The organism is Alphaproteobacteria bacterium PA2, from assembly GCA_002256425.1.
GTDB lineage: Bacteria > Pseudomonadota > Alphaproteobacteria > Caulobacterales > Caulobacteraceae > Phenylobacterium.
Genome location: NKIZ01000001.1, coordinates 2,214,993 through 2,235,936, shown reverse-complemented (window position 1 = coordinate 2,235,936; position 20,944 = coordinate 2,214,993). Strand labels below are relative to the sequence as shown.

Genomic DNA, 20,944 nt, shown 5'->3' with positions numbered 1-20,944 from the left:
GAGCCAGACATGAGCGGGACCAGGGTCATGTGGGGCCAGCTGGCGGCGGTCTTCTTCGTCATCCTGATCGGGACCTGGGCCGCCACCGAATGGACAGCCTGGCGACTGGCCTTCCAGCCCCAGCTTGGCCAGCCCTGGCTGGAGGTGGCCGGCTGGCCGGTCTATCCGCCGCCGGCCTTTTTCTGGTGGTGGTTCGCCTTCGACGCCTATGCCCCGAGGGTCTTCCTTGAGGGGGCGGGGATTGCCGTCACCGGCGCCCTGATCGCCATTGTGATCTCCATGGCCCTCTCGGTCTGGCGGGCCCGGGAGAGCGGATCTGTGACCACCTATGGCTCGGCCCGGTGGGCCAGGGGGCGGGAGATTGCTGCGGCGGGCCTCTCAGGTCCGAAAGGGGTCATGCTGGGCAGGCTCGGGGGTGACTATCTGCGCCACGACGGGCCCGAGCACGTCCTCTGCTTTGCGCCGACCCGCAGCGGCAAGGGGGTGGGTCTTGTGGTCCCGACCCTTCTCACCTGGCCAGGCTCGGTGATCGTCCATGACATCAAGGGGGAGAACTGGCGCCTGACCTCCGCCTGCAGGGCGAAGGTCGGCCAGGTCCTGCTGTTTGATCCGACCGACCCTTCGAGCGCCGCCTACAACCCCCTGCTGGAGGTCCGCCAGGGGGAGGCCGAAGTGCGCGATGTGCAGAATATCGCCGACATCCTGGTGGATCCCGAAGGCGGTCTTGAGCGGCGCTCCCACTGGGAAAAGACCAGCCACAGCCTGCTGGTGGGCGCCATACTCCACGTCCTCTATGCCGGGGCCGACAAGACCCTCTCCGGCGTCGCAGACTTCCTGTCCGACCCGAAGCGGCCGATTGAATCGACCCTGAGGGCCATGCTGACCACCCGCCATCTGGGGGACCGGCCACATCCGGTGGTCGCCTCCGCCGCCCGGGAGCTGCTTAACAAGAGCGAAAATGAACGCTCGGGCGTGCTTTCGACGGCCATGTCCTTCCTCGGTCTCTACCGGGACCCTGTGGTCGCCAGGGTCACCGGACGCTGCGACTGGCGGATCTGCGACCTGGTGGAGGGCGATCGCCCGGTCAGCCTCTTCCTGGTGGTGCCGCCCTCGGACATCAGCCGCACCAAGCCCCTGATCCGGCTGATCCTCAACCAGATCGGCCGGCGGCTTACCGAAGAGCTGGAGTCTGGGGGCCGTCGCCACCGTCTCTTACTTATGCTCGATGAGTTCCCGGCCCTGGGCCGCCTGGATTTCTTCGAGAGCGCTCTGGCCTTCATGGCCGGCTATGGCCTGAAAGCCTTCCTGATCGCCCAGTCCCTGAACCAGATCGAGAAGGCCTATGGTCCCAACAACGCCATCCTCGACAACTGCCATGTGCGGGTGAGCTTTGCGACCAATGACGAGCGCACCGCCAGGCGGGTCTCCGACGCCCTGGGAACCGCCACGGAACTGCGGGCCATGAAGAACTATGCCGGCCACCGCCTCTCGCCCTGGCTCGGACATCTGATGGTCTCGCGGCAGGAGACGGCCCGGCCCCTGCTGACCCCGGGCGAGGTCATGCAGCTGGCGCCCAGTGACGAGCTCATTCTGGTTTCGGGACTGCCGCCCATCCGCTGCCGGAAGATCCGCTATTACGAGGATCCCCAGCTGCAGGCCCGGACAGGCGCGGCGCCCATGAGCAGCCCGGCTTCACCAAGCCCCGATGACTGGTCTTCCAGACCTCCGATTGCGCCGCCGCTGGCCCGGCGCGCCGTGAGGCACGAAGCCGGCGGGGAGGGCGGTCCCGACCCCGTCGCAGACCTGGAAACGGCCGAGCCTTCTGGTCCGAAGGGCGATGCTCTCGAATTCCTGTTTGATGATGAAGACGAAGATCGGGCCGGCCATGCCCCGGCCTGGTCCGCTGGCCATGGCCGACAGGGCGTCCTTGATCTGGATGACGGGATGGAGGTCTAGCCATGCGCAAGCTGCGAATGTCGGTCTATCTCGATCCGGAGACAGACCGCGCCCTGGCGAGCTTCGCCAAGGCCCGGGGAAAATCCAGATCCCTGGTGGCGGAGGCGGCCATCACCTCCTTCCTCTCCCCTGACGCCGCCGAGCGGCAGGAGGCCGCCCTTGCAAGGCGGCTGGACCAGCAGACCCGGGTGGCCGAACGCCTGGAACGCAATCTCGGCATATCCATCGAAATGCTCGCCCTCTTCGTGCGCTTCTGGCTGACCACGACGCCGCCCGTGCCGGAGACCGGCCAGGCGGCGGCCAGAGCCCGGGGCCAGGAGCGATATGAAGGCTTTGTGGTCGCCCTCGGGCGCAGGCTGGCAAAGGGGGCGAGTTTTACCCGGGAGGTGTCGGTGGATGTACCCGCAGCCTTTGAGGCAAATGCCGCCGAGGCGGGGGATGGGGACGGCGGCTAGGATCGTGCAAAGGCGAGCAGGGACGCGAAATCATGATTGTCGCCGGCCCGGACAGCATCGATATAGGTCCTGCGCATTTCTGTAGGGTCAACAGGAACGCCTCCGCCCCAGGTGAACCGCTGACCGCCCAGACCCACAACCAGCAGGTCGGCGGCCAGGCGCGCATGGCGACCATTGCCGTTGGGAAAAGGATGGATCCAGGTCAGCCGTGTGTGAAAGCGCAGGGCGATCTCATCTGCTGGAAAGGTGGCATGCGAGGTCCAGTAGCCCACATCGTCCAGCAACTGGCGAAGATCCACGGGGATCAGATAGGCCTCGACCCCGATATTTCGCGGGGTTGATCGGAAGTTCCCGGCCCATCTCCAGACATTGCCAAACATCCGCCTGTGAAGGCCGAGCAAGAATGGCTCATTGAGGACGTTGCGTTTACGGCTGAAAGCCCAGCGATCGGCTTCGGCGATACCCAGCTGCTCCACCTCATTCAGCTGGTCCCGTGTGGTGATATAACTCGGGATCAGGTCGCGTCGCTCATCGGGGGTCAGCGGCGTTGCGGCGTCATCCTCTGTGCCAGTCAGGGGATCACTCATGCGTCCGCCCAGAGCCGCCGATCATTGCGCAATATATCTTCCGCGAGATCTTCCCGCGCCCTTTCCATACGCGCGGAACTCACGGCCTGATTTTCAAGGCGCATGGTCTGGTCCGTTCTCGATAACTGTTGGTCAGCCACAAGACGCGCCCTGTCCTTCACCATGTCCTCTAGGGAGGCCCTGGGAACCAGGGCGTAGACCAGGACACAGTCGAGCGCCTCAGCCGCCTGCCTTAAGCTCCTTAGGGTGACGCCGTCTTGGAACTCGGCGCGCTCCAGGGTCGCGACCCGCGGCTGGGTGACCCCCAGCCGGGCGGCGAACTGACCAGTGGTCATGCCGAGGGCCTCGCGGATCGCACGGATCCATCCACGCTCTGGCCGGATTAGTGGCGGCATGGTCCGGAGGGGCTGCAATTGCCCGTCGAGGGCTTGGCGCGCCAGGGTGTTCATCCTGGATCTTTGGGACGTCATGGTCTGGGCTCCATCCGGATTGATAACCTGAAGGTTCCGAAGTGCATCTCTAAATGGAATATACGTGTTCTGAAAAGATTACAATTATAGAATATATAAGTTATCGTTCTTACGCGCGGTCACTGAGGAATGCAGCCCTTACGCCGTCGACGTCTGATCAGACGCGGTGAAAGCGCAGGGACCGGTCCCGCCGCACGTCAGCAATTCTTCGCCAGAACCCTACGATGCCCAAAGGACGGTTGAAGCCCGGAATTTGCGGCGTTCTCTGATCTCCAGTCTTCGCTGTTTTGAGCGAATTTGGAGGCAGGGCCGTGACCGTGACGCCGATCCGCAATGAGGTCTTTGTACGCAGTTCGCAAATGCTGCGGACCGCCCTGGGGCCGCAGATCGCCCGCTGGCTGAATGACGCCGCCGTCGTCGAGGTCATGCTCAATCCCGATGGCCGGCTCTGGATCGATCGCCTGAGCGAGGGGCTCTCCGATACGGGCGCCTGGCTCTCTCCGGCGGACGGCGAACGCATTGTGCGTCTGGTGGCCCATCATGTGGGCGCCGAAGTCCATGCCGGCCAGCCAAGGGTGTCGGCCGAACTGCCTGAAACCGGCGAGCGGTTTGAAGGGTTGCTTCCGCCGGTGGTGGCGGCGCCGACCTTCGCCATTCGCAAGCCTGCCGTGGCGGTCTTTGGTCTTGGGGACTACGTGGCCGCCGGGATCATGACGGAAGGCCAGGCGGCGGTGCTGCGCGCCGCCGTGGCGGAGCGGCGCAATATCCTGATCGCCGGGGGGACCTCCACCGGCAAGACCACCCTGGCCAACGCTGTCCTGGCGGAGGTCGCCAAGACTGGCGATCGCGTTGTGCTGATTGAAGACACAAGGGAGCTGCAGTGCGCGGCGCCCAATCTGGTCTCCCTTCGCACCAAGGACGGCGTCGCCTCCCTGGCCGAGCTGGTCCGCTCCTCCCTGCGTCTGCGCCCTGACCGCATTCCCATAGGCGAGGTCCGTGGGGCTGAGGCCCTGGATCTGCTGAAGGCCTGGGGGACGGGCCATCCGGGGGGCATCGGCACCATCCACGCCAGCACGGCCCTGGGCGCCCTGCGGCGGCTCGAACAGCTGATCCAGGAAGCGGTGGCCGTCGTGCCCCGGGCCCTCATTGCCGAAACCATCGACGTGATTGCGGTCCTGTCGGGCCGGGGCGGGGCGCGCCGCCTCACCGAGCTCGCCCGGGTGAGGGGGCTCTCAGCCGCGGGCGACTACCGCCTGGCCGAAGGGGCCGCAGATTTTCAGGGAGATGATCAATGAACCGCCACCTTCGCCGCCGCCTTCACGCGGCCAACAGCCTGCTGATCGCCAGCCTGCTGGCCAGTCCGGCTCTGGCCGCAGGCTCCTCCATGCCCTGGGAGGGCCCCCTGCAGAAGATCCTCGACTCCGTTGAGGGGCCGGTCGCCAAGATCATTGCGGTGATCATCATCATCGTCACTGGCTTGACCCTGGCCTTTGGTGACACCGCCGGCGGCTTCCGGCGGCTGATCCAGATCGTCTTTGGGCTCTCCATCGCCTTTGCGGCCTCGAGCTTCTTCCTGTCCTTCTTCTCCTTTGGCGGCGGGGCGCTGGTCTGATGGAGACCGAAACCGCCCCCGGCTTCTACGCTCCGGTTCACCGGGCCCTGACCGAGCCGATCCTGCTGGCCGGCGCCCCGCGTGCCCTGGCCATAGTCAACGGCACGGTGGCTGCGGCCCTCGGCCTTGGTCTGCGGCTCTGGATTGTCGGTCTCTGCCTCTGGCTGGTGGGCCATGGCCTGGCGGTCTGGGCTGCCCGGCGTGACCCGCACTTTGTCGATGTGGTGCGCCGGCATGTGCGCATCCCGGCCTATTTGGGGGTCTAGGGCCATGTTCGACCTTCGCGAATACCGCCCCCGCGCCGCCCGCCTTCCGGACTTCCTGCCCTGGGCGGCCCTGATTGCGCCGGGGGTCATCCTCAACAAGGACGGCTCCTTCCAGCGCACAGCGCGGTTCCGCGGGCCAGATCTGGACTCCGCAACCTCCGGCGAGCTGGTGGCCGCGGCCGGTCGCCTCAACAGCGCCCTGCGGCGTCTGGGCTCAGGCTGGATTGTCCATGTGGAGGCCCAGCGCAATGCCTCGGGCGCCTATCCCCTCAGTGATTTTCCCGACCCGGTCTCGGCCCTGTTGGACGAGGAGCGCCGCGCCCAGTTCGAGGATGAGGGCGCCCATTTCGACAGCCGCTATTTCCTGACCTTCCAGTTCCTGCCGCCGGCCGAGCAAACCGCCAGGATAGAGGCCCTGCTCTATGAGGGCCGTCAGGACCGGGGTGTCGACTGGACAGAAACCCTCCGCGGCTTTGTCGACCAGACCGACCGGATCCTGGCCCTGCTTGAGGGCTTTGTTCCCGAAGCCGCCTGGCTCACCGATGGGGAGACCCTGACCTATCTGCACGCCACGGTCTCCACCAACCGGCATGCCGTCGGCGTGCCGCAGACACCCATGCATCTGGACGTCCTCCTGGCCGATCAGCCCCTCACCGGAGGCCTGGAGCCCCGGCTCGGCAAGGCCCACCTGCGGGTCCTGACCATTAATGGCTTTCCGACGGCGACCTGGCCCGGCCTGCTGGATGATCTCAACCGGCTGGCCTTTCCCTATCGCTGGACCACCCGGGCCATCTGTATGGACAAGGTCGACGCCGCCCGGGTCCTGACCCGGATCCGCCGCCAGTGGTTCGCCAAGCGCAAGTCGATCATGGCCATCCTCAAGGAGGTCCTCACCAGCGAGGCCTCGACTCTGATCGACAGCGACGCGCAGAACAAGGCCCAGGACGCCGACGAGGCCCTGCAGGAGCTCGGGGCCGACATGACTGGCCACGCCTTCGTCACGGCCAGCATCTGCGTCTGGGATGAGGATCCGGCGACCGCCGACGCCAAGCTGCGGCTTGTGGAAAAGACCATTCAGGGTCGGGACTTCACCTGCATCCCCGAGAGCCTCAACGCCCTGGAAGCCTGGCTGGGGGGCATTCCCGGCCATGCCTACGCCAATGTCCGCCAGCCACCGATCTCGACCCTGAATCTGGCCCACATGATCCCCCTGTCGGCGGTGTGGGCCGGGCCTGAGCGCAATAGTCATCTTGGCGGGCCGCCGCTCTTCCATGCCAGGACCGAGGGGTCGACCCCGTTCCGCTTCTGCCAGCATGTGGGCGATGTGGGCCACGCCATGGTGGTGGGCCCCACAGGGGCGGGCAAGAGCGTGCTCCTGGCCCTCATGGCCCTGCAGTTCCGCAGGTATCGGGGCTCCCGGGTCTTCGCCTTTGACTTTGGCGGGTCGATCCGGGCGGCGGCCCTGGCCATGGGCGGAGATTTTCATGACCTTGGCGGGGCCCTGGCCGATGATCGCGCCGCCGTGGCCCTCCAGCCCCTGGCCAGGATTGATCAGCCCGCCGAGCGGGCCTGGGCGGCCGAGTGGCTGGCGGGGGTCCTGGAAGGGGAGGGCGTCAGCGTCACCCCGGAAATCAAGGATCACCTGTGGACCGCCCTTGGCTCCCTGGCTTCCGCCCCTGGACCTGAGCGCACCCTGACCGGTCTGACGGTCCTGTTGCAGCTGAACGCCCTCAAGCTTGCCCTGCAGCCCTATACCCTGGCCGGGCCATGGGGACGTCTGCTGGACGCCGATGGCGAGCGACTTGGGGACGCCCCCGTCCAGGCCTTCGAGACCGAGGGGCTGGTGGGAGCGGCCGCAGCCCCCGCTGTCCTCGCCTACTTGTTCCACAGGATCGCCGCCCGGCTGGATGGGGCGCCCACCCTGGTGATCATTGATGAGGGCTGGCTGGCCCTGGATGACCCCGCCTTCGGCGCCCAGTTGCGGGAATGGCTGAAGACCCTGCGCAAGAAGAACGCCTCGGTGGTCTTCGCCACCCAGTCCCTGGCCGATATCGAGACCAGCGCCATCGCCGCCTCAATCATCGAGAGTTGCCCGACCCGGCTCTTCCTGCCCAATGACCGGGCAGGCGAGCCGCAGATCGCTGCGGCCTATCAGCGGTTTGGCCTCAATGCCCGGCAGATCGAGATCCTCAGCCGGGCCATTCCCAAGCGCGACTATTATTGCCAGTCGCGCCAGGGAAACCGGCTTTTTGAACTGGGCCTTGGAGACGTTGCGCTCGCCTTCTGTGCGGCTTCCTCCAAGGCCGATCAGGTCGCGATTGGTGAGATCCTCGCCGCCCACGGCCCCCGGGGATTTGGCGCAGCCTGGTTGACCCATCGCGGCCTGGATTGGGCGGCAGACCTTGTCCGCCTGTCCGGGCCTCTCCCAACCCCCAAGAATGAGGAGTTCGTACCATGACCCATCTGACACGCCGTGTGGCCGCCATCTCTGGCGCTGCCCTGCTGATCCTTGTCCCGGGTGAGGGCGCCCAGGCCCAGAGGATCGTCTTTGATCCCACCAACTACGCCTCCAATATCCTGCAGGCGGCGAGATCCCTGGAGCAGATCAACAACCAGATCCGCAGCCTGCAGAACCAGGCGCTCAGTCTGACCAATCAGGCGCGCAATCTGGCCCAGCTGCCATATTCCTCATTGCAGACCATCCAGGGCAATCTCAGCCGCATTGGCGGTCTGGTGCAGCAGGCAAGGCGGGTCGGCTTTGACGTCCAGGCCATAGATCGTGAGTTCAGCCAGAATTACACGGTCACGGTCGGGGTCTCTGACGCAGGCCTTGTCCTGTCGGCCAAACAGCGATGGCTGAACTCCACCGCCGCCTTCCAGGACGCCCTGCGCATCCAGGCCGGGGTGGTGGCCGGAATGTCCGGCTCAAAGGCCGAGACCGAGACCCTGCTCAACGCCAGTCAGGGAGCCAGCGGCATTGTCCAGGCGACCCAGGCGGGCAATCAGCTCCTGGCCCTGCAGTCCCAGCAGCTCGCAGACCTGACCGCCATGATGGCCGCCCAGGGGCGGGCAAATGCCCTCGATCAGGCCGAGCGCGCTGCAAGCCGCGATCAGGCCCAGGAGCAGTTCCGCCGCTTCATGGACCGGCGGTCGACCTACCAGCCCCATGACGTGAGCATGTTCCACTAATGCCTTCTATCCTTGAAGTTTCTGACCTTCTGGTCCCGGCCTCTGTGGCGGCGGATCTCCGCCTGATGTGGGGGAAGGGGGCCGTGTCATGAATACCGGCGCCACAGACCGCTTCCTGGAGGTCTTCACCCGCTATATCGACTCCGGCTTTGGCCTTCTGGGGGGCGAGGTGGCCTTTCTGGCGACCACCCTGGTGGGGATCGATGTGACCCTTGCGGCCCTGTTCTGGGCCTGGTCATCGGGCGATGACATCATCGCCCGGCTGATCAAGAAGACCCTCTATGTGGGGTTCTTCGCCTTCCTGCTGTCCAATTTCAACAGTCTGGCCAAGGTGGTTTTCCAGTCTTTCTCGGGCCTTGGCCTGAAAGCTTCAGGCGGCGCCATGTCGGCCGCCGACTTCCTTCACCCGGGCAAGCTTGGCCAGGCCGGCATTGATGCGGGCCGGCCGATCATGGAAGCCGCCCAGCAGATGTCGGGCTTTCCGGCCTTCTTCGACAACTTCCCGCAGATCCTGGTCCTGGTCTTCGCCTGGCTGGTGGTGATCATCGCCTTCTTTGTCCTGGCGGTGCAGCTCTTCGTCACCCTGATCGAGTTCAAGCTGACCACCCTAGCGGGCTTTGTCCTGGTGCCCTTTGGCCTGTTTGGCCGGACCGCCTTTCTGGCCGAGAAGGTGCTCGGCAATGTCATGGCCTCCGGCGTCAAGGTCCTCGTCCTGGCCGTGGTGGTCGGCATCGGCTCGACCCTGTTTGCTGAGTTTGAGCTGGGGTCCCCCGGGGTCGCTCCCTCCCTCGACGAGGTCCTGGCCCTGGCCCTGGGCGCCCTTTGCCTGCTTGGGCTCGGGATCTTCTGCCCGGGCATAGCCAGCGGCCTGGTCTCCGGCGGGCCCCAGCTTGGCGCCGGAGCCGCCGTCGGCACAGGGTTGGCGGTGGGAGGTCTGGCCATGGCCGGCGCCATGGGCGCCCGGGCCCTCCTGGGCGGCGGCCTTGGCGGACTTCGTGGCGCGGCAGCGGCCCTGGGCGGCGCCAGGCCAGGCCCCACAGGATCTGGCGATCCTGGCGCGCGGCCTCAGGGCCCCGGTGGCGGAGGCCCGCCCTCTGGCGGCGCTCCCCCCTGGGCCCGGAATTACCAGAGCCGCCAGCAGGCCGCCCACGGCGCCATGACGGCGGCCCATGCCCTCAGGTCCGGCGACCATGGTGGAAGCGGGACCTCGGTCAGCCTTGCGGAGGATCGCACATGAATGTCTTCACCCGTCCGGGCGTCAGCTACGGGCTCACGCCTGAACCTCAGAGCCCCTATCAGCGGGCCAGCGAGGCCTGGGATGACCGCATCGGGTCGGCCCGCCTCCAGGCCCGCAACTGGCGCCTGATCGCCTTTGGCAATCTGGCCCTCTCCATAGGCCTTGCGGGCGCCCTGGTCTGGCAGGGGGCGCGGGGCACGGTGACGCCCTGGGTGGTTCAGGTAGACAAGCTTGGCCAGGCCCAGGCGGTGGCGCCGGCGAGCGCCGGCTATCAGCCCACCGATCCGCAGATCGCCTGGCACCTCTCGCGTTTCATCGAGGAGGTGAGGTCCATTCCCGCCGACCCCGTGGTCGTTCGGCAGAACTGGCTGCGGGCCTATGACTACACCACGGAAAGCGGCGGAGCGGCGCTCAGCAACTATGCCCGGCTGAATGACCCCTTCAGCCAGGTCGGTCGCGTCCAGATCGCCGTGGACGTTTCCAGCGTCATCCGGGCCTCGCCTGGCAGCTTCCGGGTGGAATGGGTTGAGCGTCGCTATGACGAGGGCAGTCTTTCATCGACCGAGCGATGGTCGGCCATTGTCACCGTCGTCCTTCAGTCGCCGCGGACCGCAGAGGGTCTTAGGAAAAATCCCCTCGGGGTCTTCGTCCAGGCCATCAACTGGTCAAGGGAGATGAACTGATGCGTCTATCTGGCTGTTTTCTGGCAATTCTTTCATCGAGCTCCATGGCCTGCGCGGCCGTGGCCAGGGACGGGCCAGCGCCCCTAAAGGCTCTAGGGCCGCTCCCCGGTCAGCCTGTCCCTGCGCCGGTCGTGGGCAAACCCGCCCCGGTCGCCGTTGCTACAATCAAACCCAGGGTCCTGGTTCGAAAGTCGCATCCGCCAAAGGGCAGGGCGAAGGCTGTCCATCGCGTCCCGGCGCCGGAGGTCCGCGATCCAGCCCTGCGGGTCGCCCTGTCCAATGCCGCGGCCAGGGTTGAGCCAAGCCGGACAGGCTATAGTTCCGCAGCCCAGATCTACGCCTTCTCAGATGGCGCCCTGTTCCAGGTCTATGCGGCGCCTGGCCGTGTGACTGACATTGTCCTGCAGGAGGGCGAGACCCTTTCCGGCTCAGGTCCTGTGGCGGCTGGGGACACCACCCGCTGGGTGATCGGCGACACCGAGAGCGGGTCCGGCCCCGAGCGGCGGGTCCATATCCTGGTCAAACCGACCCGGGCGGACCTGCAGACCAATCTGGTGGTCAATACCAACCGCCGGACCTATCACATCGAAATCCGCGCCACGGCTGTAACCTATATGCCCTCGGTCAGTTGGCGCTATCCCCAGGATGAAGCCCGGGCGGCGGCGGCGCTGGTCGCGGCGGAGCGCGCCCGGACGTCGCAGGTCGCCCTTGAGAACCTCAACTTCGGCTACCGTATCGATGGGGCCAGGGCTGTCTGGCGGCCGGTGCGGGTGTTCGATGATGGCCGGCAAACCTTTATCGAGTTTCCCGGGGAAGTCCGTCAGGCCGAAATGCCGCCCCTCTTCATCAATGTCGGGAAGGGGCGGGAAGGCGATCTCGTCAACTACCGGGTTCTTGGCCAGAGGATGGTCGTCGACCGCCTCTTCGACACGGCCGAGCTCAGACTGGGTGAGGGGCCCGCCCGGCAGAAGGTCCGGCTCGAGCGGCTTGCAAGACCATGACCGCCGCCCACCAGACCTCAGAGCCTGATGGCGCCGAAATCCTGAGACTGCGCGCCCCGCCGCCACAGGTGACGCGGATCTCCCGCAAGGTGCTGATCGCCATGGCGAGTGTGAGCGCTCTGGTGGTGACAGGCGCGGTCGCCTGGGCCATGACCGATCACCGGACGAGGACGTCCGCTCCTGAGCTCTACAGCGTCGGTGGATCCCCGCCCGAGCGCCTGAACACCCTTCCCAGGGACTATGCGGCTCCGAAACTTGGTCCGCCCCTGCCGGGTGACCTAGGACGGCCGATCGCCGAGTCCGGCGCCCCGGCTCCGGACATGTCTGCGGGTTCTGGTGCTCGGGTGGAGAACGAGACCGCGCGGCAGGCGGCGGAGGCCAGGCTGCAGCAGCGGGCCCAGGAGCGGGACGCGGCCCGCACAAGCCGGCTCTTTGCCGCTGATGCCCAGGCTGCGCCCGCTCCCATGGTGCTTGCGGCCACCACTGGCGGGCCGGAATTGACTGAACTAGCCACTGGGACGGGACGGCGGACCCTTCTTGACGGGCCCGTTGACCGGCGCACCACCAGCCCCGATCGCCTTCAGTCCCCGGCCTCGCCCTATGTGGTCCAGGCCGGGGCGGTCATTCCGGCCGCCCTGATCACAGGCATCCGCTCGGACCTGCCGGGACAGATTGTCGGACAGGTCACGGAGAACGTCTATGACACCCCCACTGGCCAGATCCTGCTGATCCCGCAGGGCGCGCGACTGATCGGCGCCTATGACAGCCAGGTCGCCTTCGGGCAGAGCCGGGTTCTGCTGGCCTGGACCCGGCTCATCCTGCCAAACGGTCGCTCACTCGTCCTTGAAAAGCTCCCCGCCGGGGACGCCCGCGGCTATGCGGGCCTGTCAGGCAAGGTCGATCCACACTGGCGCGGCCTCATGGGCATGGCGGCCCTGTCCACCGTGCTCGGGGTGGGCGCAAACCTCGGCAATGACGGCGACAGCGACATCGTCCGTGCCCTTCGCCAGGGCGCCTCCGGAACCTTCAACCAGGTCGGCCAGCAGGCTGTGGGGCAGGGGCTCGGCGTCCCGCCGACCCTGACCATAGCCCCTGGCGCCCCGGTCCGCGTCCTGGTCACCCGGGACCTGATCCTTGAGCCCTATCGCAACTGAAAGGCAGACCCATGAGCAAGCTGAAACTCGCAACCCTGGAAGACGATACCCCGGTCAAGCTGACCATTGAGCTGCCCGCCGCGGTCCATCGCGACCTTGTGGCCTATGGCCAGGTTCTGACCCAGAACGGCGGACGGTCGGTTGAGCCTGCCAAGCTCATCGCCCCCATGCTGTCGCGCTTTATGGGCACAGACCGGGTATTTGCGCGCCTGAAACGGACCGACGTGGCCTGAGAAGGGACTGGCGGGATGCGATCCCGCCCAAGGCTGACCCTTCATTGCCATATGGCATCAAATATACTATATGATGCCATATGGAGGCCAGACATGCAGACCCTGCAACCTGTTGATACATCTCCCCAGGCCTTTCGGGCGGAACCGATCACCCAGGAAGAGGCCGCCGCCATGTTCCGGGCGGCGATAAACCTGTTCGCCAACTGGAAGGTCACTGACGAGCAGGCCGCCATACTTCTGGACATGCCGGTCAGGTCCTATCGTCGCTGGAAAGCGGAAGGGCCAGGCCGGTTCTCCCGGGATGGCTGCGCCAGGCTCTCCAACCTGATGGGCATACACAAGGCCCTGCGCCTGATCTTCCAGGAGCCCCAGCGCGCCTATGCCTGGATGGGCGCGGCCAACGCCGCCTTCGGACAGGCAAGCGCCCTGGACATCATGCTGGGCGGAGAACTCACCGACATCATGCGGGTCAGGCGCTATCTCGATGCGGAGCGCGGGGTCTGGTGACAGCAGTCGGAGATATCGCGACGGTCCGGGTCGACTGGCAGGGCGCCGTGCGGATCATCCGCAGCGCCTTTCCGCCGATCGACCTCTTCGAAGATATTGCCGATCCAGCCGACTGGCCCCTGCTGATCTCCGCCGAGCAGAAGTCCAATCCGCGGATCATGAGCACAATCGGCAATCTCGACCTGATCCCGCCAGAGCGACGGGTTGGTGGTCCGGGGGCTTCCTACCTCATGGCGCCCTTCACCCATGTCAGTCCTGACCGCCCAAGCCGGTTCTCAGCAGGCGGCTATGGCGTCCTCTATGTGGCAAGGTCCTTCGAAACGGCCCTGTTCGAGACCATCCACCATCACGCACTTTTCATGGCCAGAACTGCCGAGCCTGCCGGATGGACCTCGCAGTTCCGGGAAATCGTCATGGGCATAGACGCCGACCTCCGTGACCTGAGAGATCTACTTCCAACCGACCCTGTGCTGTCGCCAGATGACTACGCCCCAGCCCAACAGTTGGGGACCGAGCTGAGAGCAAGGGGCTCGGATGGTCTGGTCTATCCCAGTATCCGTCATACAGGGGGCGAGTGCGTCGGGCTCTTCTATCCCGATGGGGCATCCGCCCCGATCCAGGGGCGACACCTCGACTATCACTGGGACGGGCAGGCGGTGGACCTGGTGCGGGATCATAGTACCGGGTCGGTGTTCCGGGTCGTGCAGGCCTGAAGCATGGCCTGATTGACACATCAGTGCTCATTGCAAAGTCTGGGGCATACCCAAGATTGGGTATGCATTTGGCTTCCAATTCCCCTTCTTGAAAATTGAGATTGCACGCGGATACCGTGCGCAAGCATACTTTGGTTATGCAAGGTCGTGGGGCGGAAAAGTTGCAACCATGCGTCAGGTCACCGTCGTCGGTGGAAGCTGAATTTGCGGCGCTGACCTTTGCGCCATGGTCCGAAAGACTGATTGAGCAGATTTACGATGCAATCCTCGTTCCAAGTGTGTGGGACGAGGTGTGCCAGGCCATGTCAAACGCCCTGCACGCCAGGGTCTGGATCGAGATGGCATCGATACCCGATGTCACCACACCATATGGACAGACCCATGTTTCGGGAGGCAATCCACATGCCGAACCAGGGAAACCTGGCTTGCGTCATCCGACTATCGGCGCCGCAGCCGATACGCCTTGTTCAAGTTCGACGCGGACCTTCAGGAAATGCAGACCGATTCCGGATCTGGGTCTAAGTGACCTGTGGAGCCTGGAGCTGTCGCCCCCCGAATTGGGTTTCATGCCCGTCATCTACGTCGGTCGGCAAGCTGGAGAGCCGCAATTCTGTCGAGATGACCTTGACGCCTTGCAGCGCCTTGAGAGCCATCTGTGCTTCGCAGCGACCATGCGTCTGAAGTCTGCGACACGGGCGCCGCTCGCCCCAGAATATATGCAGGCGCTGGATCAATTTTCCACGGGGTGCGCGCTGCTGGATGGAGCCGGCGGCGTCATCTATGCAAACCGCGCGGCGAAGGCCTTGCTTCGGCGCGGGAAGGCGGTTTGCTTGCGCGATGGCCATATCCGTGTCGCCAAACCTCTGCGAGACCACGACCTTCAATCCGCAATACGTTCAGCTTGCGGGGCGTCGTCAGCCCGTCAGCGCACGCAGACTGAGCTGGATCTCAGCGAGTCCTTTGGTCAGCCTTTTGTGGTGGTTGTTCAGCCCCTTGGCGATGCAAATCCGCTGGTCGGTTCCCTGAGTGTCGTGCGCGCCGGCGTATACTTTCTGACGGTTCACCAGCCGGCGTCTTCCAAAGTCGGAGAACGACGCCTTCGAAATCTCTTCGGTCTCAGCGAGGCTTTGTCTGAGGTTGCTTGGGATTTGTTGTTCGGCTGCCCGCCTGTGGAGATCGCCAGGGCGAGAGCCCGGTCTGTTCATACGGTGCGCGCACAAATCCGGGACATACTTGGTCGTGCTGAGATGACGCGCGCCGGTCAATTGCAGGCCATGCGTCACCTCGTTACAACGCCGCACGGATAGCAGTATGTCGGACCCCATCCTGGAGCCGGTCCTGTCGGATATCTATCAGGCTGTCCACGATCCCGGTCGTTGGCGCGATGTCGTGATTTCATTCTGTGCGGCGGTCGATGCGGACAGGGGCGCCTTGCATTCCCCGCCGATGGATGGGGCCATACCTGCTATTTTCGCTATGCATAACCTGGACCCGACACCGGTTCTGGACCGTATCCACATCTATGGTCGCCAGGCGCCTTTCGCTGAGCGCGCAATTCGGCTTGGCGTGGCCCCGGGGGTCTTCATCAACAGTGAAGTCTACCCGCCAGATGAGCTTCATGAGTCTGAATATTATCGGGAGTACATGGTGCCGACCAATAGCGAGTTCGGGCTTCAGTTGCTCCTGCGCAGTCCTGAAGCCGCGCAGCCCTCCACAGCTGGATTGATTGTGGGAAGGGGCCCAGCGGCGGAGGATTTCTCTGCACGGGAAAAGTCTACTGGTAAGGCGATCTTTCCACATTTGCGGCGATGCATTGACCTTGTGTTGAATATCGCTCCTGCCCAGGCGGTCGATCCAGCCATCCAGGATGCGTTCGACTACTTCTCGACCGCCTGTCTCTTGTTCGGCGAGGGGGGAGGGCTTCTTCTGGCCAACCGCCGTGCCCGCGTCCTTTTCGATGAAAATGATGGCCTCAATTTCGAGCAGGGCGAGCTTAGGTCAACCGACAATTCCGCCAACCTGGCCGTGGCCAACATGCTGGCGCAGCTGACGGCCAGAAGGACCTTCTGGCAGACCAGGGCGGCGCAGGAGATCGTAATCCGGCGGCCCTCAGGGCGCCCCCCATTGATTGCGGTGGGTGTTCCCCTGGGCAACGACAATCCTTTCGGGGCGGTCATCAATGCCCCAAGGACAGCCCTCTATATCCTGGATGGCGCCGGGGCGACCCATGGCGCCGCCCAACTCAAGCGCCTGGCGAGCCTGTTCGCGTTGACTGACGCCGAAGCCGAAGTCGCCGACGGACTTATCCGGGGGCTTTCCGTCCAACAGGTGGCCGAAGGCCGCGGATCAACGGTTCTGACTGTCAGAAGCCAGGTAAAGGCCATTCTGGAAAAGACACAATCCAACCGACAATCTGACCTGTTCCGCCTTCAGGGTCTGCTGGGCGCTAACTAACTAAACTTGGGTATGCGGTCGTGGGGCCTACGTCCTAACCCTGTATCGATGCACGCTTCCGATCGCGCCAGCACTATTTGCCGGAGCCCCTGGCCGGGGGCCCAACTGATGGCGCGTAGGGGGCTTCCTGCACCCTTACTGGTTGGGGGCAGGGCTCTCTGTCGCCCGGTGCACGCCTCACCATGGTGACTCCTCGGTTTTGCGCGGAACAAGGCCCGCGGGGCAGAAGTCATTCAATATCTCAGCGGCCATTACCAAGTGGAGTCGACATGAAACCTTCCTGGTTAAGACAAGCAACCGTTCGGATTGCCCGGAGCGCACTGGCGTGCACGGTGCTTGCGCTCGCGGCTCCCGGTCACGTTCTGGCTTCAGATCAGTTTCACGCCCTGTTGATAGAGCGACCCAAAGTCGACGTCAAAATTCCCATGATCATTATCGGGTTGGAGAAGGGCAGTCAAAGGGAGGTCGGCGCTGTTCAAGCTGTTCTTGAAAATTCTGCAGCATGCAATCTGGGTAAGCATTGTCTAAGGTTTCCAGAAGATCCCAACACAGAAAGTAAGGTCGCTGATCAATACAAAGTTTTTTGGAATCGGCTCAATGACAAATCTATGTATGTCTCCCACATTCTGACACTTGAAGGCGGTCAGGGGTGCAAGCTTGTCTACACGAGCTATGACGGCGTCTCATGCGCTGCGGGGCGGGTGAAAAGTATGCCAGCCAAACACATGGAATCCTCTTGGGATGCTCTGGAAGTTAGCCTGAAGCGTGAACTGCTGGAGCAATATCGGTCAGAGTGCGCCCGAAACCGCTGTCCAACCCATGTCTTCGTCCTGGCGACCGGTTGGAACCAGAGTGAACAGTCCAGTCTGGAATCCTACCAGGCGTGGGCTAAGAACATTTCCGATGACTTGGAGGTGAGGGGCGGCGCCGTGCGACCCATGTTTGTGGGCATTTCGTGGCCCGCAAACTGGGTCGTTCCGTTCATCAGCTTTGTCAACAAGGCGCATGATGCCGATGAAGCGGGATTCATCTGGGGATCGATCCTTGTAAACCGCCCCCTCGCGCAACTGCACCGGGAACTGGGTCTCAAGACCGTCCTGGTTGGACACAGCTTTGGAGCAAAGATTTTGACCAGCGCCGTCGCCGGCAAGGAATTGATCGAGCCGCTAGGGTGCGATGGCGAGTCCGGACTCACGGTCATTGGCCTTCAGGCAGCTTTTTCCACAGGCAGATTTGCAATGGGTAGGGGATTTGAGAGAAATCCCTACCGGGATGTCCGACGCTGCGGAACTCGGTTAGCCTATACCGTTTCGACCCACGATGAGGGCGTCCGTGTCGCCCCCATGCAAATATTTGCGAGGGAGACGGGCTATGTCGGGGGAAAGAAGGGCTTTGAATCCGCTCTACTTGATCCGGACATCTTTGTCAGAAGCAAAGCTGACAGCGCGGCCGGCCTAGTGCTTGAGCCTCCTGGCGCTTCCCCCAGTGGCAGGATTTTACTGATCGACAGCTCAACAGGAATCCATTGCCATAATGATGTCGCCGATCCCTTTGTGGCCCATCTGATTTCCTCGGTCGTGCTTGGGGAGTATTCCGGCCGGGAGGGGGTCTTGGACATGGATGACGTCTGCAAGCACAGGTAAGGCTGAGGTTGAACGAGCTCATTGCATCCATCTATGAGGCGGCCCTGATCGGCGACAAGTGGATCAGTGTGTTTGATCAGATCTCGACGAGGTTTGACGCGAGAGGCGCCTCGATTTTTGCATGGGATGGTGACCGCACTAGCTTTGTCGCATCCGACAAGATGGCGCACATGCTGGCGACCACGGCTGCGGCGGAAATGGCCCAATACAACATCCGGGCGCCGAGGCTGCTGGCGCTCAATCACAGCGGCTTCGTCAGTGAGCTGGATCTGGTTTCCATAGAGGAAATCAATCAAAACCGCCTCTACCAGGAATACTTGATACCCATGGGGCTTCACGCCAGCGTCGGGACACACATCCATGGGATCGGAAACGACAATCTGATCTGCACCATCGACGGATTTCCATCTTTCAATCATGCCAAGGCGGCAATCCCGGATCTGGACCCCCTTAGAGCCCATTTGGCCAGGGCCATATCGATCTCGGCGCGCTTAAGCTTCCAGAGGGCGAAGGCCATTACCCAGGCGCTCGAAGCCATTGGCATACCTACCGCCGTTATTGGAATTTCGGGCAGGCTCTTCGCCGCCAACGCTCTTTTTGAGCCCTTGCTCGGTGTTAGCGTTTTCGATCACAGCGCCGGCATAAAACTGAAGGACTCACGAGCGAGCGCCCATCTGCAAAAATCCCTGGAGCAAATGAGGACGCGGAAGGCGACAGGATGCAGCATCCCTGTTGCTTCCGACACAGACGAGAGATCCAGGGTTCTGCATTTGATGCCGATCTCAGGGGAGGCGCAGGACCTCTTTTCTCCCGACATGGTCTTGTTGACCCTTGCTGGCGGAAACAAGGGAAAGCCCTTGCCAGCGCCTCTGCTGAAGGTGCTCTACGACCTTACACCTGCAGAATCCCAAGTGGCTCAAGCGATAAATGAAGGACTTTCGGCGAACCAGATCTCGGCTTCCCAGGGAAAGAGCGTCGAGACTGTAAGGGTTCAGATCAGGTCAATTCTGAGCAAGACGGGTACGAACTCCCAGCGGGAACTGATGCTGCTGCTACGCGATCTATCCCATTAGCCGGGTGGTGAGGGGCGGAGCACCTCCTGCCTCATTGTGATTCCTGACGAGTTTGGTCCAATGGGCAATATGCGCGATCAGGCGAAGTGAGGTGACTTCCGGCACCCATATAGTCGCTGGCCTTGTGTCTTCCGGCTAGTGGTGTGTCGGGCAGTGGCCAACCTGGCTTGCTTCCTTCGCCTGCGGCTAGGTGCAGGTCAGTGTCGCTCACCTACCCGCTGATGTAGTGATATGACGGCTTGTCGAACTGACCGATGAGGTCGACGCCATAGGTGGTGGTTCCATTGGCTATGGCGGTGAGGAAGGCGTCATTGGATAGGGCATAGTCACCGATATCGGCCTTGACTGCTTCTCCCAGCAGCCAGCCCACCATGGCGGCTTTGGTTCCGATGCCGTTCACGCCATCCTGGCCATAGAAGGCGAAGTACTGGGCCCTGGTCTCTGTTCCCCCAAGGCCGTCGGGCACCATGCCATTCAGCAGGAGATCAACCTTGCCAGCCGACGGCGTGGATCCGAAGATTGTCGCATAGGCCTTGCTCAGGGACTCAGCCAGGGACAAGGATCCATAACCGGCCTGGAAGGACGCCTGACCCGCGCCAGTCTTGCCAAGATTGACCGCAAAATTGATGTAGCGGTTCTCGAGGCTGAAGCTCTGATAATAGGCCGCATTGAGATTGTTGGGGTTGGGGCCCGTCGGCGACACCAGATAGTCCATACCCCCAGCGCCGGGGGTAGAGCCGGTAAAAAACTGATAGGCCAGGGTCGCCACCGACGAGGAACTGGCGGCGGTCTTGATGACGTTAGAGAGTCCGCCTGAGTTCGTCATTTGTCCAATGGCCATCGACTGCATCAGTCCAGAGGCGGACAGGCTGTGAGGTCCACTGACTGCATCCTCCCGCAGAATGGCGCTATACCAGCCCTTAATGGTCGTCAGGGCCGCAGATAGGTCCGAAACCAGGACGGTCCTGTCGGAAAACTCAAGCTTCTGTATGTTTATCAGGGTGTCTGGCTGATCAGGAGCCGTTGTGGAGAGATCAGCGACTTTCCAGCTTCCGTCGGCTTTTCCCGATATCTGATAGGTTTGATAGGCGCCGGCATAGAGGGCCGTATTGACCCCGCCGCCGCCGTCTATGGTGTTTCCCCCGGGTGCGACATGATAGAGCCTGTCATCGCCAGGGCCTCCAACGATCTTGGCGGCATAGGGATTGAAGGTCGTTGGGTTCGCCAGAAAGGCCGACACCAGTTCTTCAGCCTGGGATCCGGCGTCCGTCGTGATCAATCCTTGCCCTGTCAGCGGCCCGGCAAGTGAAGCAAAGTACTTCCAGGCATTGAAGAAGGTCCAGTCAGCGGCCTGGGATGGGCTCGATGGATTCGACCAAATATTGTACATCCAGGGCTCATAGACGCCGATATTGATAGTGGTGACGATGTCCTTCAACTGGTTGGCCAGAAGACTAAGTTCGGCGGCGTAAGCCAAAGTCTGGAGCTTTGGATCAAGGGGAAGGGGATTTGCCTGGGTTTGCGCGCGTGTAGGGTCAAAACCCCCGTTCAAGGCCGTATCGGAGTTTATGAAGCGCACGGAGTCGACCGTGATCGGCTTGCCATATTTCTGCGACAGGGCGGTGATCGTAGCCACCATATTACTGGCGTAGGCCCCAAAGCCGCTATTGCCCACCTGGGCCTCAATGGCGGGGATCTGGGCTGTCGGGGC

General features: G+C 63.3%; 20 protein-coding genes and 2 pseudogenes. 17 read left to right on the top strand and 5 right to left on the bottom strand.

Annotated features, from left to right (window positions below; translation table 11 throughout):
* Positions 1 to 9 precede the first annotated feature (9 nt).
* Both CFE28_10785 and CFE28_10780 read left to right on the top strand, forming a co-directional pair.
* Positions 10 to 1,746, top strand: a pseudogene (locus tag CFE28_10785) (conjugal transfer protein TraG).
* 212 nt (positions 1,747 to 1,958) lie between these two features.
* Positions 1,959 to 2,411 carry a CopG family transcriptional regulator gene (locus CFE28_10780; GenBank protein ID OYU70431.1) on the top strand — a complete coding sequence of 151 codons (453 nt, stop codon included), beginning with the start codon at positions 1,959 to 1,961 and terminating at the stop codon, positions 2,409 to 2,411.
* On the opposite strand, the gene CFE28_10775 is transcribed toward CFE28_10780, so the two are convergent.
* Both CFE28_10775 and CFE28_10770 read right to left on the bottom strand, forming a co-directional pair.
* On the bottom strand, positions 2,408 to 2,998 hold the full coding sequence (locus tag CFE28_10775; GenBank protein ID OYU70430.1) for a cell filamentation protein Fic: 591 nt from the start codon (positions 2,996 to 2,998) through the stop codon (positions 2,408 to 2,410). The two genes, CFE28_10780 and CFE28_10775, sit on opposite strands and share 4 nt — an antisense overlap.
* Positions 2,995 to 3,447 (bottom strand): hypothetical protein, encoded by a 453-nt coding sequence (locus CFE28_10770; protein ID OYU71670.1) that lies wholly within the window; start codon positions 3,445 to 3,447, stop codon positions 2,995 to 2,997. The genes CFE28_10775 and CFE28_10770 overlap by 4 nt, the downstream gene beginning before the upstream one ends.
* Before the next feature lie 380 nt (positions 3,448 to 3,827).
* Here CFE28_10770 and trbB point away from each other — a divergent pair, with 380 nt between their 5' ends.
* The 12 genes from trbB to CFE28_10710 all read left to right on the top strand — a co-directional run bounded on the left by trbB (position 3,828) and on the right by CFE28_10710 (position 14,063).
* Positions 3,828 to 4,763: a P-type conjugative transfer ATPase TrbB gene (gene trbB / locus CFE28_10765; protein OYU70429.1), complete on the top strand. Its 936-nt coding sequence runs from the start codon at positions 3,828 to 3,830 to the stop codon at positions 4,761 to 4,763.
* Positions 4,760 to 5,080: a conjugal transfer protein TrbC gene (locus tag CFE28_10760; GenBank protein ID OYU70428.1), complete on the top strand. Its 321-nt coding sequence runs from the start codon at positions 4,760 to 4,762 to the stop codon at positions 5,078 to 5,080. Before trbB ends, CFE28_10760 begins: the two co-directional genes overlap by 4 nt.
* Entirely contained in the window at positions 5,080 to 5,346 is a 267-nt protein-coding gene (locus CFE28_10755; protein OYU70427.1) for a conjugal transfer protein, read from the top strand. Before CFE28_10760 ends, CFE28_10755 begins: the two co-directional genes overlap by 1 nt.
* Before the next feature lie 4 nt (positions 5,347 to 5,350).
* Complete coding sequence (locus CFE28_10750; protein ID OYU70426.1) at positions 5,351 to 7,804, top strand: conjugal transfer protein TrbE; 2,454 nt, start codon at positions 5,351 to 5,353, stop codon at positions 7,802 to 7,804.
* Positions 7,801 to 8,535 (top strand): P-type conjugative transfer protein TrbJ, encoded by a 735-nt coding sequence (gene trbJ / locus CFE28_10745; protein OYU70425.1) that lies wholly within the window; start codon positions 7,801 to 7,803, stop codon positions 8,533 to 8,535. Before CFE28_10750 ends, trbJ begins: the two co-directional genes overlap by 4 nt.
* 88 nt (positions 8,536 to 8,623) lie before the next feature.
* Positions 8,624 to 9,772 carry a P-type conjugative transfer protein TrbL gene (trbL, locus tag CFE28_10740; protein ID OYU70424.1) on the top strand — a complete coding sequence of 383 codons (1,149 nt, stop codon included), beginning with the start codon at positions 8,624 to 8,626 and terminating at the stop codon, positions 9,770 to 9,772.
* A complete protein-coding gene (locus CFE28_10735; GenBank protein OYU70423.1) occupies positions 9,769 to 10,455 on the top strand; it encodes a conjugal transfer protein TrbF in 687 nt (228 codons plus the stop codon). The genes trbL and CFE28_10735 overlap by 4 nt, the downstream gene beginning before the upstream one ends.
* A 44-nt stretch (positions 10,456 to 10,499) precedes the next feature.
* Positions 10,500 to 11,456: a P-type conjugative transfer protein TrbG gene (trbG, locus tag CFE28_10730; protein ID OYU70422.1), complete on the top strand. Its 957-nt coding sequence runs from the start codon at positions 10,500 to 10,502 to the stop codon at positions 11,454 to 11,456.
* Positions 11,453 to 12,610, top strand: coding sequence for a conjugal transfer protein TraI (locus CFE28_10725; GenBank protein ID OYU70421.1), 1,158 nt, complete (start codon positions 11,453 to 11,455; stop codon positions 12,608 to 12,610). Before trbG ends, CFE28_10725 begins: the two co-directional genes overlap by 4 nt.
* An 11-nt stretch (positions 12,611 to 12,621) precedes the next feature.
* Entirely contained in the window at positions 12,622 to 12,843 is a 222-nt protein-coding gene (locus CFE28_10720; GenBank protein OYU70420.1) for a hypothetical protein, read from the top strand.
* Positions 12,844 to 12,936: 93 nt separating this feature from the next.
* Positions 12,937 to 13,350 carry a hypothetical protein gene (locus CFE28_10715; protein OYU70419.1) on the top strand — a complete coding sequence of 138 codons (414 nt, stop codon included), beginning with the start codon at positions 12,937 to 12,939 and terminating at the stop codon, positions 13,348 to 13,350.
* On the top strand, positions 13,347 to 14,063 hold the full coding sequence (locus CFE28_10710) for a hypothetical protein (GenBank protein OYU70418.1): 717 nt from the start codon (positions 13,347 to 13,349) through the stop codon (positions 14,061 to 14,063). Before CFE28_10715 ends, CFE28_10710 begins: the two co-directional genes overlap by 4 nt.
* A 518-nt stretch (positions 14,064 to 14,581) precedes the next feature.
* On the opposite strand, the gene CFE28_10705 is transcribed toward CFE28_10710, so the two are convergent.
* The gene (locus tag CFE28_10705) at positions 14,582 to 14,947 is read right to left on the bottom strand and encodes a hypothetical protein (protein ID OYU70417.1); all 366 of its coding nucleotides are present in this window, start codon (positions 14,945 to 14,947) and stop codon (positions 14,582 to 14,584) included.
* A 30-nt stretch (positions 14,948 to 14,977) separates the two neighbouring features.
* Positions 14,978 to 15,346, bottom strand: coding sequence for a hypothetical protein (locus tag CFE28_10700; GenBank protein ID OYU70416.1), 369 nt, complete (start codon positions 15,344 to 15,346; stop codon positions 14,978 to 14,980).
* A gap of 28 nt (positions 15,347 to 15,374) precedes the next feature.
* On the opposite strand from CFE28_10700, the gene CFE28_10695 reads away from it, so the two are divergent.
* The 3 genes from CFE28_10695 to CFE28_10685 all read left to right on the top strand — a co-directional run bounded on the left by CFE28_10695 (position 15,375) and on the right by CFE28_10685 (position 19,233).
* Positions 15,375 to 16,517, top strand: a complete 1,143-nt coding sequence (locus CFE28_10695; protein ID OYU70415.1) for a hypothetical protein — start codon at positions 15,375 to 15,377, stop codon at positions 16,515 to 16,517.
* Between the two features lie 608 nt (positions 16,518 to 17,125).
* On the top strand, positions 17,126 to 18,160 hold the full coding sequence (locus CFE28_10690; GenBank protein OYU70414.1) for a hypothetical protein: 1,035 nt from the start codon (positions 17,126 to 17,128) through the stop codon (positions 18,158 to 18,160).
* Positions 18,161 to 18,168: 8 nt separating this feature from the next.
* Positions 18,169 to 19,233: a hypothetical protein gene (locus tag CFE28_10685; GenBank protein OYU70413.1), complete on the top strand. Its 1,065-nt coding sequence runs from the start codon at positions 18,169 to 18,171 to the stop codon at positions 19,231 to 19,233.
* Between the two features lie 580 nt (positions 19,234 to 19,813).
* On the opposite strand, the pseudogene CFE28_10680 reads toward CFE28_10685, so the two are convergent.
* Positions 19,814 to 20,059: pseudogene (locus tag CFE28_10680) on the bottom strand (hypothetical protein).
* Positions 20,060 to 20,944: the final 885 nt, after the last annotated feature.

Coding starts and splice junctions, on each gene's coding strand:
- CFE28_10780 (OYU70431.1), top strand. CDS start 1,959: ATGCGCAAGCTGCGAATGTCGGTCTATCTCGATCCGGAGACAGACCGC.
- CFE28_10775 (OYU70430.1), bottom strand. CDS start 2,998: ATGAGTGATCCCCTGACTGGCACAGAGGATGACGCCGCAACGCCGCTG.
- CFE28_10770 (OYU71670.1), bottom strand. CDS start 3,447: ATGAACACCCTGGCGCGCCAAGCCCTCGACGGGCAATTGCAGCCCCTC.
- trbB (OYU70429.1), top strand. CDS start 3,828: ATGCTGCGGACCGCCCTGGGGCCGCAGATCGCCCGCTGGCTGAATGAC.
- CFE28_10760 (OYU70428.1), top strand. CDS start 4,760: ATGAACCGCCACCTTCGCCGCCGCCTTCACGCGGCCAACAGCCTGCTG.
- CFE28_10755 (OYU70427.1), top strand. CDS start 5,080: ATGGAGACCGAAACCGCCCCCGGCTTCTACGCTCCGGTTCACCGGGCC.
- CFE28_10750 (OYU70426.1), top strand. CDS start 5,351: ATGTTCGACCTTCGCGAATACCGCCCCCGCGCCGCCCGCCTTCCGGAC.
- trbJ (OYU70425.1), top strand. CDS start 7,801: ATGACCCATCTGACACGCCGTGTGGCCGCCATCTCTGGCGCTGCCCTG.
- trbL (OYU70424.1), top strand. CDS start 8,624: ATGAATACCGGCGCCACAGACCGCTTCCTGGAGGTCTTCACCCGCTAT.
- CFE28_10735 (OYU70423.1), top strand. CDS start 9,769: ATGAATGTCTTCACCCGTCCGGGCGTCAGCTACGGGCTCACGCCTGAA.
- trbG (OYU70422.1), top strand. CDS start 10,500: ATGGCCTGCGCGGCCGTGGCCAGGGACGGGCCAGCGCCCCTAAAGGCT.
- CFE28_10725 (OYU70421.1), top strand. CDS start 11,453: ATGACCGCCGCCCACCAGACCTCAGAGCCTGATGGCGCCGAAATCCTG.
- CFE28_10720 (OYU70420.1), top strand. CDS start 12,622: ATGAGCAAGCTGAAACTCGCAACCCTGGAAGACGATACCCCGGTCAAG.
- CFE28_10715 (OYU70419.1), top strand. CDS start 12,937: ATGCAGACCCTGCAACCTGTTGATACATCTCCCCAGGCCTTTCGGGCG.
- CFE28_10695 (OYU70415.1), top strand. CDS start 15,375: ATGTCGGACCCCATCCTGGAGCCGGTCCTGTCGGATATCTATCAGGCT.
- CFE28_10690 (OYU70414.1), top strand. CDS start 17,126: ATGTATGTCTCCCACATTCTGACACTTGAAGGCGGTCAGGGGTGCAAG.